Below are 16,153 nucleotides of genomic sequence, written 5' to 3'. Positions count from 1 at the left end.
GCGGAGATAGTGCCGAGGTTTATCAGGACTCGAAGTCAGATTATCTCCTGTGTGGTGTCAGAATATTCTTGCGGAAGGGGAGCGGATAAGGGAGGGGTGAGGGATTCTTGTAGGAATTATTTAGATGTTACGTAGGAAAGTCCTCTAATGATGAATAATGAGGGTGGTTAATCTCGACAGAACAGGCTTGGCATATATCTTACGGACAAATATTAATTTCGATGGGTCCGTGGGAGGAAGCTTGATGAGCAAAGTTCTTATTGTCGATGATCACCCGGTCATTCGTATGGCAATGCGCGTGCTGCTGGAAAAGGAAGGCCACGTCATCGTCGGGGAGACCGACAACGGCGTGGATGCGCTTTCGCTTGTCAAGGATCTGATCCCCGATCTCGTCGTTCTGGATATCGGCATTCCCCGACTCGATGGCCTGGAGGTGATCAGCCGGATCTCCGCCTTCGAGCTTCCGCTCAAGGTCCTAGTGCTGACGGGGCAGAGCGCTTCGTTGTTCGCCATGCGCTGCATGCAGGCCGGTGCTTCGGGTTTCGTCTGCAAGCAGGGTGGCCTGGCGGAGCTGATCAGCGCGGTCAACGCCGTGGTTGCCGGCTACAACTACTTCCCCAGCACCGCCGTTCGCCAGACCCGCCGCAACAGCGGGCAGATGGATGACCAGGAGCTCATCCAGCGCCTTTCCGACCGTGAGATGGCTGTTCTCCAGTACCTGGCCAACGGATATTCGAACAAGGAAATCTCCGAGCAGATGTTCATCAGCAACAAGACGGTCAGCACCTACAAGACCCGACTGCTGTTGAAGCTCAATGCTCATTCCTTGGTCGATCTGATCGAGTTTGCCAAGCGGAACGCGCTGGTCTGAGGTGTTTGATGTACCGCTTCCGCTTGCTCGTCAGTGTGTTGTTATTCATCTGTTGCGGATGGGTAGTCGCGGAGCAGCACGATTGGACCGCAATGAACCTGCTGGCTCGTTCGACGGACGAGCCGGTCAAGGTGAAGTTGAACGATTCCGACTGGCAATGGCTCAGGGACAAGCGCACGCTGCGTCTCGGCGTGACCTCGCCGGACTACGCACCCTTCGACATCATGGCCAGTGGCACGGATCTCGAAGGCATCACCGCAGACTTCACCGGAGTCATTGCGGACGCGCTCAATGTCCACATTGAGGTACGCCGTTATGCGGATCGCGCCACAGCCCTGAAGGCGCTGGACCGGGGCGATATCGACATGCTCAGTCGTTCCACCCGTTACGAGGCAATGCGCCCCGAAGTCACCCTGACGCAACCCTATTTTTCCAATCAGCCTGTGGTTATCGGCCCGGAGGGCGTACGCCTGGAGAGTGCCGCGCAGCTGGTGGGAAAGCGCATTGCCGTAGTCAGCGACTACTTCTCCGCGGATGAGCGCGACAAATACCTTTCCGGGACCACCATCCAGAGCTACCAGTCGGTGCGTCGGGCCCTGGAGGCGGTCGCCTTCGGTCAGGCGGACTTTTACGTCGGGGATGCCTTCAGCGCCCAGTATCTGATCAGCCAGGGGTACATGGCGAACCTCAAGCCGCTGAATTTCGCTGGCTTCGACGGCCTGGGATTCAGCTTCGCCGTCACCGCCTCGGCGCATGAGCTATTGGACATTATCAACCACACCCTGGCCGCCATTCCACGCCAGACGAAGAGCGCAATCCAGCGGCGCTGGAGTCCGGGCGGGGCGTTCTCGATCGTCAATCAGCGACTCATCCTCACTCCCCGGGAGCAGCGCTGGCTTGATCGTCATCCTCGCCCGGTGGTGGTTGTGGATCAGGCTCTGGCTCCCGTCTCATTCTTCGATGCCCAGGCGCAGTTCCGCGGCATTGCCGCGGATGTACTGGACCTCGTCCAGAGCCGCACTGGCCTGGATTTCGAGGTGCGCCCCCAGCCCAGCGTCACGGCGATGCTGGAACAGGTGAAAACGGGCAAGGCAGACATCATCGCAGCGTTGACACCGACGGCTCAGCGTGAGGAGTGGCTCGGCTTCACTCGACCCTATATGGCCGCCTCCTTCGTGGTCGTGGTGTCCGGAAAGAGCGACTGGCTGCACTCGCTGAGTGATCTGGACGGGCGTCGAATCGCGGTTCCAAAGGGCTCGGTCATCGCCGATTTTCTGCGTATGCATCATCCGCAGGCCAAACTGATTGAGGTCGAGAACAACGTCGATGATCTGTCGATGATCAGCGAAGGCAAGGTCGATGCAGGAATTCATCTGCTGTCTTCCGCCAATTACCTGATCGCTCGCTATTACCCGGAGCTGCGGGTGGCACTTGCCCTCGACCGGGAGCCGGGGCAGTTCTCCCTGGCTGTCTCCCAGACCGACCCCGAACTCCTCGGTATTCTGAACAAGGCGATCCTCGCCATTTCCCCCGAGGACATGAGCAACATCGTTACCCGCTGGTCCGCCAGCACGGAAAAGCCGGACAGCGTCTGGCAAGGCTATCGCACGCAATTCATCCAGCTCGCGTGGGCCGCAACACTGTTGCTGCTCCTGCTGTTGCTGTGGAACTGGCGCTTGTGGTTGAAGGTCCGGCACCGACAGGACTCCGAGCGCGAGCTCAATTACCGGCTCGCATTCAAGCGTGCCCTGATCGATGGTATTCCCCAGCCGGTGGCCGTGCGGGACCGTGAAGGGCGTCTGGTCACCTGCAATATCGGATTCCTGACGGAGACCGGTATGTCCCACGAAACGGTTGGCGGCACCCGAGTTTTCGATTGCTCGTGGCTGGATGCACAGGACGCAGCCACGCTCCAGCTGATTCATCAGCAGGCCATGGAGCAGGATGGCAAGGTGGCCTCCGATCTGATGCTGCAGATTTGCGGCAATGTCCGTGAAATCCATTACTGGGCCACGCCATACCATGGGCCTGGGGGTGAGCTTTCCGGCGTGGTGACCGGCTGGATCGATGTCACCGAGCGCGAGCGCCTGCACCACCAGTTGGAAGCAGCCAAGGAGCAGGCCGAGGAAGCCAACCGGGCGAAAAGTACCTTCCTGGCGACCATGAGCCATGAGATCCGTACTCCTATGAACGCGGTGATCGGAATGCTGGAGCTGGCGCTGACTCGCGCCGACCAGGGCCACTGGGAACGCGAACCGGTGGAAGTGGCCTATGACTCAGCACACTCGCTGCTGACGTTGATCGGCGACATTCTCGACGTGGCCAAGATCGAGTCCGGTCGCCTGACCCTCCTGCCCGAGCGTGCGCACCTGCGCGAGCTGGTGGAGTCCGTGGCCCGGGTGTTCGACGGGCTGGCCCGGCAGAAGGCGCTGGAGCTGCGGCTGGAAATCGAGGCGGACGCCGCCTGTGACGTGCTCATCGATCCGCTGCGGTTCAAGCAGATCCTTTCCAACCTGGTCAGCAATGCCATCAAGTTCACCGATGTTGGCCACGTGCGAATCCACGTTTCCGGGGAGCGGGTCGCTGGTGAGCGCCTGTCCCTCGAAGTCAGCGTGAAGGACAGCGGTATCGGGATTTCCGAAGAGGATCAGCGGCAGTTGTTCGAGCCCTTCAGCCAGGTTGCCCGCAGCAGCCATTCAAGTCGTGGCGGTACCGGGCTGGGCCTGACAATCTGTCGCAAGTTGGCGGAAATGATGGGCGGGACGGTACGTATGGAGAGCCGCCCCGGCGAAGGGACGACGGTCACCGTACGGCTGTTGCTACAGACTCTCGAGAGCCTTCCCGAAGGCGAGGTGCGTCCGGCTTCGGATGTGCTGAGGTCTGTGCATTCGCTGAAGGTGCTGGTGGTCGACGACCACGCTGCCAACCGGATGTTGTTGACCCAGCAGCTGGAGCACCTGGGGCATCGGGTCGAGGTGGCCTCCGATGGTTCGCTGGCGCTTCAGGCATGGCACCCGGGTGATTTCGATCTGGTCATCACCGACTGCAATATGCCCGTTCTTAACGGCTATGGCCTGGCGCGCAGAATTCGCGAACTGGAAGCGGAGATGGAGGCCGAGCCCTGCGTGATCTTCGGTTTCACCGCCAATGCCCAGCCGGACGAGGTCGAGAACTGTCGACGCGCCGGGATGGACGATTGCCTGTTCAAGCCCATTGGCCTGGACAATTTGCGGGTGCGGTTGGAAGCGGTACCGAAGATCACCGCTGCCGATGAGCGGCCAAGGGTCGCGCAGGGCAAGCGAGCCGATGGAGTTGACCTGAAGTCCCTGCGGGAGATGACCGGCGGTGACCCCGGCCTGATTCGCCGTTTGCTGGAGGAGTTGCACAGCAGTAACCGGCTGGATATCGACCAGGTCCGGCCACTCTGGGAAGCGGGTGACTGGAAGCAACTGGCGGACCTTGCCCACCGCATGAAGGGCGCGGCACGCCTGGTCAACGCGAACGCGCTTCAGGAGTTGTGCGGCCAGCTTGAAGGCGGCTGCAAGGATGGTCTGGGCAGCAACGAGTTGCGCAACCGGGCATTGGCGGTGGAACAAGCGATGGCGGCCTTGCAGGACGATTTGCTGGCGCAGCTGCGTACGCTGGCCGCCTAGTCAGTGCCGCCGCTTCAGCTGGGGCTGGAGCGGCCGGTCATCTCGCGAGCCATCTCTGTGGCGTAGCTGTCGGTCATCCCGGCGATGAAGTCGATGACCCGAAGGAACGCGCGATAGAGTGTCCAATCCGGGTCCGGCGCGTTGTGGCCGAGCAGATCAAGGATGCGCTGGTTCTTGAATGACGGCGTACTCCGGCCGTACTGCTCAAGCGCTGCACCGCAGAAGGAGTTCAGCAGGATTTCGAGGGTGGTGTAGGCGCCGATCTCGTGCAGCGTCTTGCGCTTGTCCTGGAAGATCTTTTCCCGCGCCATGCCCTTGGCCCGCTGCACACAGCGCTTGGCGGGGCCATGCATGTGCTCCACCAGATCGCCTTGCAGGGTGCCGGCGAGCAGAGCCGGTTCCTGTTCGACGAAGGCTCGTGCGGCAGCGTTGGTCAGGTGCTCGATAGCCTTGCCGCGCAGGATGGCGAGCTTGCGCCGGCGTGAGTCCTTCGGGCCAAGCTGGCGGTAGGTTTCCGGCAGGTCATCTCCCACCAGGTCGAGCAGCAGCGATTCGACTTCCGCGTAGTCGAGCAACTCCATTTCCAGGCCGTCTTCCAGGTCGATCAGGCCATAGCAGATGTCGTCGGCCGCCTCCATCAGATAGACCAGCGGGTGGCGCGCCCAGCGTTCGTCCTCCAATTGCGGCATGCCGAGCTTTTGGGTGATCTGCTCCAGCAGCGGCAGTTCGCTGCGGTAGCAGCCGAACTTGTGCTTCTTGTAGCCGAGGGAGTCGGCGTGGCGTGCCGTCCAGGGGTACTTCAGGTAGGTACCGAGGGTGGCGTAAGTCAGGCGAGTTCCACCGTCGAACTGGTGGTATTCGAGCTGCGTGAGGACGCGGAAGCCCTGGGCGTTGCCTTCGAAGTTCAGGAAGTCGGAGCTTTCCTCTTCGCTCATGCCATCCAGCCAGCCGCGCCCGGCGGCCTGCTGGAACCAGTGGCGGATGGCATCCTCGCCGGAATGGCCGAAGGGCGGGTTGCCGATGTCGTGGGCCAGGCATGCGGACTGCACTATGACGCCCATGTCACCCGGGTCGCACCATTCCGGCAGACGGTCGCGGAGGATTTCACCGACCCGCATGCCCAGTGAGCGGCCGACGCAGGCCACTTCCAGAGAGTGGGTCAGACGGGTATGGATATGGTCGTTGCTCGATACCGGGTGCACCTGGGTCTTGCGCCCCAGGCGGCGGAAGGCGCCGGAGAAGATGATGCGGTCGTGGTCCTTGTGGAAGGCGCTGCGGCCGAGTTCGGCGCTGCTGTGCACCGGTTTGCCGAGGCGTTCTCGGGGGAGCAGGGTGTGCCAGTCCATTCGTCATTCCGCAATCGAGAGAGTTACCGGCAACGCTAGCCGTTCGTGCCGGCAATCTCAATCGTGGCGCTAGAGACCTTCGGCGTCGATGTCGATGAGTAGAAGCCGTCGGCCCTGGTCGATGAATTGCCCGGCAGTCATGCAGTATTGGTTGGTGGTGGCGTCGCGGTAGGTGTTGGACAGTGTCAGGCGGCGTTCTTCCCAGCCCTCTGCGAGCAGTTGGTAGAAGTACGGGCGCCAGGACCAGTTGTGTCCCAGGTAGCGGCGGTTTTCCTTCCAGAACAGGCCGTTCCACTCAAGGTTTGGCGAGGTCTGGGTGCCGTGGCGGTCGCACTGGTAGATGCGCAGCAGGCGGCTGAAGGACTCCGGCGCCGGTGGCAGGCTGCTGAGCATGGCGCCGCCTTCGGCCCAGGGGCGCAGCATGTTCATCAGCTCGGAGAGTTGTTGCCGCAGCTGGATGAGGTTGGCGCGCTCCTGCAGCTTGCGAATCACGTAGTGGTCGCGGCGCTGGGCAAAGGCATCGCGGAAGGCGTCGCTGGCGGGAAACTCCAACGCAGGCTTGGCGAACAGGTAGCCCTGCACATAGCGCGCACCGCACTCCAGGGCGAAGTCCATTTCCTCTTCGGTTTCCACGCCTTCGGCGATGATCCAGCAGCCGGTCTTCTCGGCCATCTGCGCCAGGGCTTTGACTACCTCGCCGCTGGGGCCGCCGCGTGCTGCCTCCTGGAACAGGCGCATGTCCAGCTTGAGAATGTCCGGTTGCAGCGCCAGCACGCGATCCAACTGCGAGTAACCGGCACCGAAGTCGTCGATGGCAATGCGCGCACCGGCGTCGCGATAGCGCGCCACCACTTCGGGCAGACGCTGGTGGGCACCGCCCAGCTCGGTGATCTCGAAGACCACGCGTTCGGGCGGTACGCCCTGCTGTTGCAGTTGCTTGAGGCTGGGCAGTGGCTGGTTCGGGCGCAGGCGGCTGATCCAGCGCGGCGAGATGTTCAGGCTGAGGAACCAGTCCTTGGGCGCCTCATGGATGCGGGCGAGGGCGGCATCGCGGATCTGCCGGTCGAGGCGGCGCAGTTCGGCGAGGCCGACTCGCGGGTTGAAGAACAGCGGGCCGACCGATTGCAGGTCACCGTTGTCCTGGCGCAACCGCCCCAGCGCCTCGACACCGGCGATCAGGCCGGTCGCGGTGTCGATGAAGGGCTGGAAGCAGGCGATGGGTTGCCCGTCGATCAAGGGACACATCCTTAGTGGCGTGACAGGAAAGCGCTGGAGCGCTGCTCCATGTCACTTTGCAAGAATGTGGCCAGTATGGACGTCAGAGGTGCGTCGACGGCGCGGGAGGGTCCTGATGGTCGGGCTTCCTGCGCATCTGCAGGATGACTGGCGCCAGGGCGATCCCCAGGCGCAGCAGCCGTATCCAGCGGCGCTTGCGGCCGAACAGCAGTGCCAGGGCTGCGGCGCCGCCGGCGCCCCACAGCGGGATATTGCTGCCCAGGCCACCGCGTAAGCTCTGGCCGACATGGCGAGCCTGTTTCAGGGGTTGCAGCAGCAATTCACCTTCCTGACGAAGCTGCTGGCGTTGCATTTCCAGGCGCAGACGGACGATGGCCTTGCGCAGTTCGGCCCGGGTCAGGTTGCGGGCGTCCGGCATTTCGCTCATGGCAACAGGCGCTCCCGGTCGCGGGCCAGTTCATCGAGGGTGGCACTGAAGGGCGAGCCTTCGTCGGTGACCAACAGGTGCAGGCGCCAAGCGCAGAGCAGGCTGCCGCCGACATAGAAGAGGCACAGGCCGATGGCGGCCTGCAGGCGATAGCTGTCCCAGAAGACAATCAACACCAGCACCGACAGCGCAACCAGCAGGAGCAAGGCGAAGACCAGTGCGAGGCCGGCCATCAGGAGCATCTGCACGGTACGGGTCTTCTGCTCCTGCAGCTCGATGCCCAACAGTTCGACGTGGCCGTGCAGCAGCCCGAGGGCTGCGGCGCCGAAGCGCCGCAGGGAAGGAGAGTTGGCCGAGGACTTCGGCCCGGCGTCCATTCCGTCGCTCATCGGTCAGCGCCGGCTGACCAGCAAGCCGAGGAGGAAGCCGACACCGGCGGCGATACCCACGGCCTGCCAGGGGTGATCACCGACGTAGTCTTCGGTGGCGTCCACGGCGGCCTTGCCCTGGTCGCGCACGGAGTCCTTGGTGGAGTAGATGGCATCGCGGGCACGCTTGAGGCTCTCGTGGATCTGCGCGCGCATCTGGTCGGCTTCGGCGCCGGCCAGGTCGGCAGAGCTCTGCAGGAGTTTCTCGGTGTCGCTGACGAGGGCTTGGAATTCGGCCAGGAGTTCATCCTTGGCGGCGTTCACTGCGGTCTTGCGAGGCATGTGATGCTCCTTGTGCGGGTTGAGGTTCCTAGTTTTCGAGCCCCGGGGGCGGAGGAAAGTTTCTCATAAATTCACCACGGGGCCGCTCTTGCGTGCGAGATGAAGCCTAGCTGTTGATGGTCTGGCGGGTGGTATGACGCTTGCATTTCTCTGGTGCGCATGGAGAGCCGAGCGCCCCACGGCGGGGCGTTTCCGGTGCCTTGAACGGCGCGGAAACTGAGCTCAAATCACTGAAAAACATAAGGAAGTACAGGAAATTGCGAAGCTGGTCGGATGGCCTGTGGGCCAATCTGGTTCAGCGCTCGGCTCTTCTGCGGTGCATCACTGCTTCAGTGTGGTGCGGCGCGGGGTCGCCGCGAGCTGTTTTGGTGCTTTCCCCTTGACCTCCGGGGCTGCCTGTAGCGATGGAAAACCTCAATAGTGCCGTAGACACGCTGGTCCACGGCTCCAACACACTGTTCCTCCTGATGGGCGCGGTCATGGTGCTGGCCATGCATGCGGGCTTCGCCTTCCTGGAAGTTGGCACGGTGCGCCTGAAGAACCAGGTCAATGCGTTGTCGAAAATTCTCTCGGACTTCGCTATTTCTGCCCTGGCCTACTTCTTCGTCGGCTACTGGATCGCCTATGGCGTGACCTTTCTACAGCCGGCGGCGCAGCTGACGCACGAAAACGGCTACGCGCTGGTGAAGTTCTTTTTCCTGCTGACCTTCGCTGCAGCGATTCCCGCGATCATCTCGGGCGGCATCGCCGAGCGGGCAAAGTTCGGCCCGCAGCTGATGGCGACCGCGCTGATCGTCGCCTTCGTCTATCCCTTCTTCGAAGGGTTGATCTGGAACGGCAACTTCGGCTTCCAGGACTGGCTCAAGGCCGAGTTCGGTGCGGCCTTCCATGATTTTGCCGGTTCCGTGGTGGTGCACGCCTTTGGCGGCTGGCTGGCGCTGGCGGCGGTGGTCCTGCTGGGGCAGCGCAACGGCCGTTATCGCGAAGGGCGCCTGGTGGCCTTCGCGCCGTCGAACATTCCATTCCTGGCGGCGGGCTCCTGGATTCTCATCGTTGGCTGGTTCGGCTTCAACGTGATGAGCGCTCAGTCGCTGGCCGGCGCCAGCGGCCTGGTGGCGGTGAACTCACTGCTGGCGATGGTCGGCGGCACGGTGGCGTCGCTGCTGGTTGGCCGCAACGATCCGGGCTTCCTGCACAACGGCCCGCTGGCCGGGCTGGTCGCAGTCTGTGCCGGTTCCGACCTGATGCACCCCATAGGCGCCCTGGCCACTGGGATGGTGGCGGGCGCGCTGTTCGTCTGGGCATTTACCGCGACCCAGGTGCGCTGGAAGATCGACGACGTGCTCGGTGTCTGGCCGCTGCACGGTTTGTGCGGCGCCTGGGGCGGCATCGCCTGCGGGATCTTCGGGCAGCAGGCGCTCGGCGGCTTGGGCGGTGTGAGTCTTGCCAGCCAGGCGATCGGCACATTGCTGGGAGTCGTCGTGGCCTTCGCCGGTGGTCTGCTGGTGTACGGCCTGGTGAAGTCGGCAGTGGGGATTCGCCTGACGAAGGAGGAGGAGTACTACGGTGCCGACCTGTCGATCCACAAGATCGGGGCGCTCAGCCAGGACTGAAGGAGATTGTAGGAGCTAGCTTGCTCGCGAACGCTTCGCGCCGGAGTGGCGGTAGAGAGGTTCGCGAGCAAGCTAGCTCCTACAAAAGAGCAAGAAAAAGCCCGGCATCTGCCGGGCTTTTCGTCATGCCGCTAGGGTTACCAGAGCGGCATGGTGTAGCTGACGATCAGACGGTTTTCGTCGTAATCGTTGGTGTAGTTGGTGCGCATGGTCGCGTTACGCCACTTCACGCCCAGGTTCTTCAGCGGGCCGTCCTGGAAGACGTAGGCGATGTCGGTGTCGCGTTCCCATTCCTTGCCTTCGCCGTCGGTGGTGATCAGGTCGATGTTGTCGCCCTTCACGTAGCGAGTCATGAAGGTCAGGCCGGGGATGCCGAGGCCGGCGAAGTTGTAGTCGTAGCGCGCCTGCCAGGATTTCTCGTCCTTGTTGGCGAAGTCGCCGATCTGGATGTAGTTCACCAGGTAGGGGTCGGTACCGTTGATGTAGGCGAAGCCGGTGTCGCCGCTCATCTTCTGGTAACCGAGGCCGAAGGCGTGGTAGCCCAGGGCATAGGTGAACATGGCGTTGAGCGCCTTGTTGTCGACGTTGCTGCCGCCGTCGTCATCGGACTTGGCCCAGCGGATGTCGGACTTCAGCGACTGCTTGTCGGCGATCGGCAATACGTGGATCAGGCCCAGGTAGTGCTGCTTGTAGATGTCTTCCAGGCCGCCGTAGTGGTAGCTGGTGCTGAGGCTGTCGGTCCACTTGTAGGTGAGGCCGCCGAACAGGAACTTGTTGCTCGTGGTGGCATCGCCCAGCTTGATGTTGCGCTTGCCGCCACCGGTGATGGTCATGTCCTCGTAGTCGGAGGAGTCGCGCTGGTTCACCTGGTAGAGGCGGCCGCCATCGACGGTCAGGCCGTCGAGTTCCGCGGAGTTCAGGGCGAAGCCGCTGAAGGTCTGCGGCAGCAGGCGGGTGTCGTTGTACTGCACCACCGGCATCTTCGGCAGCAGGGTGCCGGCCTTCAGGGTGCTCTTGGACGCGCGCAGCTTGGCGGTGATGCCCAGGTCGCCGTAGCTGTCTTCGGCGCGGCCATCGCTGCGCGAGCGCTGCAGCAGGCCGGTACCGCTGCGGTCAGGCGAGGAATCGAGTTTCAGGCCCAGGGTGCCCAGGGCATCGACGCCGACGCCGATGGTGCCGTCGGTGTAGCCGGATTCGTATTTGAGGATGAAGCCCTGGGCCCATTCCTCGGCCTTGTTCTGGGCAGGGGCCGGGCTGTCCTGGCGGAAGTCGCGGTTGAAGTAGAAGTTGCGCAGTTCGACGGTGGCTTTGCTGTCCTTGATGAAGTCAGCGTGGGCGAGTGTCGGAAGGATAAAGCTGGTACCCAGCGTGGACAAAGCCACGGCACGGGCGATCGGGGTCTTGCTCATTGTTATTGTCTCCTCGAGCGCTTGGGGCAGTTCGGTGATACCGGTGGATCGGGCCGGCATGTCGATCTGTTACAGCCTACCTACTAAATCATTACCGAATGTTGACGACTCTTAGACCTTAGTCGCTGATTAGTGAGCTGGCTATTGAAGCGCTGAGCGGCGGCTGGCGTGGCTTTCACTGAATCCAGTGGGGGTAGTAGCCGAGTTTGTCCTGCACCTGAGCGTCGTGGGCGGGCACCACGGTCAGCATTGGATAGGCAAGCATCAATTCGTGGACGCGGGCCACTTCGGCCAGGGTCTGCTCGCGGTTGCTGTCTACCAGTCTGCGGCTGACCCAGAATTTCTCGCGGGGGCCGGTGAAGCCGGACAGGCGCCAGGTAGTATCGCCGCTGAAGAAGAAGCGCCGACCGTCGTCGAGGGTGATGAACAGGCCGACCGCGCCGGGGGTATGGCCGTGCATCGGTACCAGCACCAGGCTGCCGTCGCCGAACAGGTCGAGGCTGCGGTCGTAGGCCAGGAAGGGGCCGGATTCGAACTGGAACGGTACCCATTTCACCGGATGGCGGAACTGGCTCGGGAATACCGCCGGAGGCTGGGCGATGTGGGCGTAGTTGATTTCCTCGTAGGTCGCCCAGACCGGCACATCCGGGAAGTCGGACAGGCCGGAGGCGTGATCCCAGTGGGCATGGGAGAGAATGATCCGGTCGATGCGGATGCCGCTGCCCTGCAACTGCTCGCGCGCCGGTTTCAGGCCTTCGTACTGGAACAGCGGCTTGTCCCACCAGGGCATGTCCTGCTTGAACTGCGCGTCCGCCTGGCTGCCCAGCCCGGTATCGAACAGCAGGGTCGCGGCGTGGTGCTGGATCAATACTGCGGTGTGGTTGAGCGGGACCTTCTGTGTCCAGTCGCCGCCGGCCACGGTGAATGCATCCAGGGTGGTTACGCCGGACGTGCGGATCAGCGAGAAGCGCAGGTCGGCGGCCTGGCTGTTCAGGCAGGCGAGGGCGAACAGCCCGGCCAGCAGCAGGGATGGCAGACGCATCGAACTTTCCTTTTCGTGGAGCGGAGAAGGGCGCCGCCAGGTTCGGGGCGGCGCGCAGATTCAGAGGGCGGGCTGTGCGACGTAGCCGGCCAGGGCGCGCACGCGGGCCAGCCAGTCCTGCACATAGGGATAGCCGGATGGCTCGAGCCCGCCTTCCGGCGCCAGGGCGACGTAGGGGTAGACGGCAATGTCGGCGATGCTCGGCTTCTCCGTCTGCGCCAGCCAGCGGTGGTCGGCCAGCGTCGCGTCCAGCAGTTCCAGCGCATGGCGGCCCTTGGCCTGCGCCGTGGCCAGGTCGCCGGGGCGCTTGAACAGCTGGATCACCCGTGCCAGGGCCAGGCCGTGCTGCACCTCGTTGGCCGAGAAGCTCAGCCAGTTGGCGATTCGCCCCTGAGTCATGGCGTCCTGGGGGGACCAGTGCGGCTCGCCGTACTGCCGTGCGAGGTAGGCCAGGATGGCGTGGGAGTCGCCCAGGCGGAGTTCGCCGTCTTCCAGCGCTGGCACCTGGCCACGCGGATTGATCGCCAGGAAGGCCGGGCGCTTGTGCGCGCCGCCCTGCAGGTCCACCGGCACCAGCTCAGCCTTGTGGCCGATGAGCCCGAGGAACAGACGAACCTTGTAGCAGTTACCGGAAAGCGCGACGTCGTGGAGTTTCATGGCGAGAGCCCTGTGCATTGTTGTGGGGACGACGGCATAGATATTAGACAGACAGGTCTGTATAGTTCAAGCGAAATGACCGTCACCCATCGGCACCTGCGCGGCCGCTCCCTGCAACGCTCCGGCTCCCCATGGGCGCCGCGCCTCGCGCATAATGTCCGGTCAGGAGGTAATGCCATGGCATCCAGCAAACGCGAGCTGCTGCTCACCACCGCCCAGGACCTGTTTTACCGCGAGGGCTACCACGCCACCGGGATCGACCGCATCCTTGCCGAGTCGGGCGTGGCGAAGATGACGCTTTACAAGCATTTCAAGTCCAAGGACGACCTGATCATGGCGGCGCTGGAGGAGCGCCACGCCCGCATGGTCGAGCGTATGGAGGTGGCCGTACGCATCCTCGCGCCGCGCGAGTCGATCCTGGCGATCTTCGACGGCCTGCAGGAGGTGCTCGACAGCCCGGACTTCTGCGGCTGCGCCTTCATCCACGCCGCGGGCGAATTCCACAACCGCGAACACCCCATCCACCAGCAGGCCGCTGAGCACAAGGCTTTCCTCGGCCGCTTCTTCGCAGCCCAATTGATGCGCCTTGGTGCTGCGGAGCCGGAGGCTCTGGCCCGCCAACTGCAATACCTGCTCGAGGGCGTGCTGGTGATGGCGCATATGCAGGGCCCGGCGCAGCAAGGGCGAGAAGCCCGCGCCATGGCCGATACCTTGCTCAAGCACGCCGGAGTCTGAACCCATGCCGCCAACCCTGAAGTCTCACATGCCCCCGGAATGCCAACTCTTCGGCACCCTCGGCTGCCATCTCTGCGAAGTGGCCGAAGCCGTGCTGATGCCCTTTGTCGAACACGGCCTGCTGGTCGAGCTGGTGGACATCGCCGATCGCGAGGAATGGGTCGAGCAATATGGCTTGAGCATTCCCGTGCTGCGCCGCTGCGATTCCGGCGCCGAGCTGAACTGGCCCTTCGACGCCGAACAGGTCGCCACTTTCCTCCGCCGCTGATGCCTTTGGCGGCTTTTCCTCTCCTCAATCAACTGATGCGAGGCGCATTGCAATGAAGATCGGATTTCTCGGATTGGGCGGCATGGGTGCTGCCATGGCTGCAAACCTCATCAAGGCCGGCCACCAGGTCGTCGTCTGGAACCGTTCGCCAGCTGCTGCCGAGCCCCTGGTGGCGCTGGGTGCCGTTGCCGCGACCACGCCTGTGCAGGCTTTCGACGTCGAGCTGGTGATTTCCATGCTGGCCGACGACACCTCCACCCGTGCCGTGCTGCTGGACAGCGGCGCCCTGGCCTCGGCCAAGGCCGGGCTGGTGCACCTGAGCATGGCTACGCTGTCCACCGCCCTTGTCACCGAGTTGGTGGAGCTGCACCGTGAACAGGGCGTCGAGTTCGTTGCTGCGCCGGTGTTTGGTCGCACCGACGTCGCCGCCGCCGGCAAGCTGAACATCCTGGTCGCCGGCCCCGAGGCGGCTATCGCCAAGGCGCAGCCGGTCCTCGATGTGCTGGGACAGAAGACCTGGCCGCTGGGCGACGACCCTTTGCGCGCCGTTGCGGTGAAAATCGCCGGCAATTTCATGATTGCCAGCGCCATCGAGGCGATGGGGGAGAGTACTGCGCTGGTGAAGACCTACGGGGTGGCGCCGGGTGAGTTCATGGAGATCATGGGCAACACGCTGTTCAACGCGCCGGTGTACCGCAACTACGGCGCCCTGATCGCCGAGCAGCGCTTCGATCCGGCGGCGTTCCGCCTGGTGCTGGGCCTCAAGGATGTGGGGCTGGCGCTGTCGGCCGGGCAGGAGCAGCGCGTGCCGCTGCCGTTCGCCAGCGTCCTGCGTGACAACCTGCTGGAAGCCATTGCCCACGGCGATGGCGATCTGGACTGGAGCGCGCTATCGCAGGTGGCGCTGCGCAAGTCCGGGCAGCTCTGATTCGCCCATGAAAAAGCCCGTCCGGCTGGACGGGCTTTTTTGTGCCTGAAGATTGATCTGCATGAAAAATCGCAGGCAATAAAAAACCCGCCGTCAGGCGGGTTTTTCGGGATTTGGTCGGAGCGACTGGATTCGAACCAGCGACCTTCTCGTCCCGAACGAGACGCGCTACCAAGCTGCGCTACGCTCCGTTTGATGGCGCGCATTCTACCGAAAAACTTTTGACGCACAAGGGGTTAGCGAAAAATATTTTTCGCCCCCCGGTAAAACGCGAACGCCCCGCAGACCGGTCAGGGGCTGCGGGGCGTTTTCACCGCCGGGAGAATCAGAGGTCCTTGACGGTCCGTACCTGATCCTTGTTCACGCGGGCGGTTTTGCCATCCAGCTGTTCGAACTCATAGAAGCCGGATTCTTCGTCGTACTTGGGTTTGTCGACCGACTGAATCTCGCGACCATCGTTCAGGGTGATGACCGACGGAGTGGAGCAACCAGCGAGCACTCCGAAGCCCAGGGCGAGCAGGAAGGCGGGAAGCATCCGTTTGTTCATTAGTGAATCTCCTGATGAGCGAACATAAAGGTACGAAAAGTCTGACAGGGTGCTTCTTGGCATAGTTCCCGGAAAATTTTCGAATACGTCGCTATCGTGCGTGATAGAGCAGCTCTGGCGTGTTGAGATTGGCCAGCCGCGGGTCGTTCGCCGGGCAATCCACTGCCTGCAACCCCAGGTTCGAGAACACATGGCGCGGGCTGCGGTCGCCCTGGTGCCAAGCCTGTTCTATCAGTTCGCGCATCGCCACCGGAATGATGCTGAACAGCGGCTCCCACTGCGTGCCGCAGCGCAGCATGTGCACGACGTCCGGTGCTTCAGTCGATGCGCGCAGCAGGCGCTCCAGCAGCTCGGCGTCCAGCAGCGGCGCATCGCAGGGCAGCACCAGCAGGTGCGAGTGCCGCGCCGCAACGAGGCCTGCGCGAATGCCGGCCAGCGGGCCGGGGAAGTCCGGACTGTCGTCCTGCACCAGGCGGTCGGCGTAGCCCGTGTAAACGTCCGCGTTGCGGTTGCAGGAAATGATCAGGTCGTCGCTGTACGGTCGGGCGAGGGCAGCGGCGTAGCTCACCAGCGGCTTGCCCTGCCAGTCCAGCAGGCCTTTGTCCTGGCCACCCATGCGCTGGCCGCGTCCTCCGGCGAGAATCAGGACGGAACAGCGGGGTAGCGGGGCTTGTGGCATGTCAGGGTCTCCAGGGCGGGCCTGTGATATAA

16 protein-coding genes and 1 tRNA gene are annotated in these 16,153 nt (G+C 63.2%); 6 read left to right on the top strand and 11 right to left on the bottom strand.

Annotated elements, in window-relative coordinates; all coding sequences use genetic code 11:
• Positions 1-244 precede the first annotated feature (244 nt).
• Positions 245-871: a response regulator transcription factor gene (locus tag G4G71_RS20505; protein WP_024765082.1), complete on the top strand. Its 627-nt coding sequence runs from the start codon at positions 245-247 to the stop codon at positions 869-871.
• 92 nt (positions 872-963) lie between these two features.
• Positions 964-4,524, top strand: a complete 3,561-nt coding sequence (locus G4G71_RS20500) for a transporter substrate-binding domain-containing protein (RefSeq protein ID WP_240964820.1) — start codon at positions 964-966, stop codon at positions 4,522-4,524.
• A 14-nt stretch (positions 4,525-4,538) separates the two neighbouring features.
• On the opposite strand, the gene G4G71_RS20495 is transcribed toward G4G71_RS20500, so the two are convergent.
• The 5 genes from G4G71_RS20495 to G4G71_RS20475 form a co-directional block, all read right to left on the bottom strand.
• On the bottom strand, positions 4,539-5,870 hold the full coding sequence (locus G4G71_RS20495) for a deoxyguanosinetriphosphate triphosphohydrolase (protein WP_169939768.1): 1,332 nt from the start codon (positions 5,868-5,870) through the stop codon (positions 4,539-4,541).
• 69 nt (positions 5,871-5,939) lie between these two features.
• Complete coding sequence (locus tag G4G71_RS20490; RefSeq protein WP_169939767.1) at positions 5,940-7,106, bottom strand: EAL domain-containing protein; 1,167 nt, start codon at positions 7,104-7,106, stop codon at positions 5,940-5,942.
• Between the two features lie 82 nt (positions 7,107-7,188).
• Positions 7,189-7,533: a hypothetical protein gene (locus G4G71_RS20485; RefSeq protein ID WP_169939766.1), complete on the bottom strand. Its 345-nt coding sequence runs from the start codon at positions 7,531-7,533 to the stop codon at positions 7,189-7,191.
• Positions 7,530-7,910: a phage holin family protein gene (locus G4G71_RS20480; protein ID WP_089285716.1), complete on the bottom strand. Its 381-nt coding sequence runs from the start codon at positions 7,908-7,910 to the stop codon at positions 7,530-7,532. The genes G4G71_RS20485 and G4G71_RS20480 overlap by 4 nt, the downstream gene beginning before the upstream one ends.
• A gap of 15 nt (positions 7,911-7,925) precedes the next feature.
• A complete protein-coding gene (locus tag G4G71_RS20475; RefSeq protein WP_045211754.1) occupies positions 7,926-8,243 on the bottom strand; it encodes an ElaB/YgaM/YqjD family protein in 318 nt (105 codons plus the stop codon).
• Positions 8,244-8,647: 404 nt separating this feature from the next.
• Here G4G71_RS20475 and G4G71_RS20470 point away from each other — a divergent pair, with 404 nt between their 5' ends.
• The gene (locus G4G71_RS20470; RefSeq protein ID WP_169939765.1) at positions 8,648-9,856 is read left to right on the top strand and encodes an ammonium transporter; all 1,209 of its coding nucleotides are present in this window, start codon (positions 8,648-8,650) and stop codon (positions 9,854-9,856) included.
• Positions 9,857-9,993: 137 nt separating this feature from the next.
• Here G4G71_RS20470 and G4G71_RS20465 read toward each other — a convergent pair whose 3' ends face one another.
• From G4G71_RS20465 to G4G71_RS20455, 3 genes are all read right to left on the bottom strand, one after another.
• Positions 9,994-11,265 carry an OprD family porin gene (locus G4G71_RS20465; RefSeq protein ID WP_169939764.1) on the bottom strand — a complete coding sequence of 424 codons (1,272 nt, stop codon included), beginning with the start codon at positions 11,263-11,265 and terminating at the stop codon, positions 9,994-9,996.
• A gap of 175 nt (positions 11,266-11,440) precedes the next feature.
• Positions 11,441-12,307: an MBL fold metallo-hydrolase gene (locus G4G71_RS20460; protein WP_169939763.1), complete on the bottom strand. Its 867-nt coding sequence runs from the start codon at positions 12,305-12,307 to the stop codon at positions 11,441-11,443.
• Positions 12,308-12,367: 60 nt separating this feature from the next.
• Positions 12,368-12,964, bottom strand: coding sequence for a glutathione S-transferase family protein (locus tag G4G71_RS20455; protein ID WP_169939762.1), 597 nt, complete (start codon positions 12,962-12,964; stop codon positions 12,368-12,370).
• A gap of 177 nt (positions 12,965-13,141) precedes the next feature.
• Between G4G71_RS20455 and G4G71_RS20450 the strand changes: the two genes are divergently transcribed.
• The 3 genes from G4G71_RS20450 to G4G71_RS20440 are packed head-to-tail and all read left to right on the top strand — an operon-like array spanning position 13,142 to position 14,895.
• Entirely contained in the window at positions 13,142-13,699 is a 558-nt protein-coding gene (locus G4G71_RS20450) for a TetR/AcrR family transcriptional regulator (RefSeq protein WP_169939761.1), read from the top strand.
• A gap of 28 nt (positions 13,700-13,727) precedes the next feature.
• On the top strand, positions 13,728-13,967 hold the full coding sequence (locus G4G71_RS20445; RefSeq protein ID WP_054910456.1) for a glutaredoxin family protein: 240 nt from the start codon (positions 13,728-13,730) through the stop codon (positions 13,965-13,967).
• 52 nt (positions 13,968-14,019) lie between these two features.
• Positions 14,020-14,895 carry an NAD(P)-dependent oxidoreductase gene (locus G4G71_RS20440; RefSeq protein ID WP_169939759.1) on the top strand — a complete coding sequence of 292 codons (876 nt, stop codon included), beginning with the start codon at positions 14,020-14,022 and terminating at the stop codon, positions 14,893-14,895.
• Positions 14,896-15,009: 114 nt separating this feature from the next.
• Here G4G71_RS20440 and G4G71_RS20435 read toward each other — a convergent pair.
• The 3 genes from G4G71_RS20435 to mobA form a co-directional block, all read right to left on the bottom strand.
• Positions 15,010-15,086 (bottom strand) — tRNA-Pro (locus G4G71_RS20435).
• A gap of 134 nt (positions 15,087-15,220) precedes the next feature.
• On the bottom strand, positions 15,221-15,442 hold the full coding sequence (locus tag G4G71_RS20430) for a YgdI/YgdR family lipoprotein (RefSeq protein WP_017519306.1): 222 nt from the start codon (positions 15,440-15,442) through the stop codon (positions 15,221-15,223).
• 91 nt (positions 15,443-15,533) lie between these two features.
• Positions 15,534-16,121 carry a molybdenum cofactor guanylyltransferase MobA gene (gene mobA / locus G4G71_RS20425; protein ID WP_169939758.1) on the bottom strand — a complete coding sequence of 196 codons (588 nt, stop codon included), beginning with the start codon at positions 16,119-16,121 and terminating at the stop codon, positions 15,534-15,536.
• Positions 16,122-16,153: the final 32 nt, after the last annotated feature.

The sequence above is a fragment of the Pseudomonas multiresinivorans genome, from assembly GCF_012971725.1.
In the GTDB taxonomy this organism is placed as follows: domain Bacteria; phylum Pseudomonadota; class Gammaproteobacteria; order Pseudomonadales; family Pseudomonadaceae; genus Pseudomonas; species Pseudomonas multiresinivorans.
The sequence above is the reverse complement of the archived record's forward strand: the minus strand, read 5'-3'. Positions and strand labels throughout refer to the sequence as shown.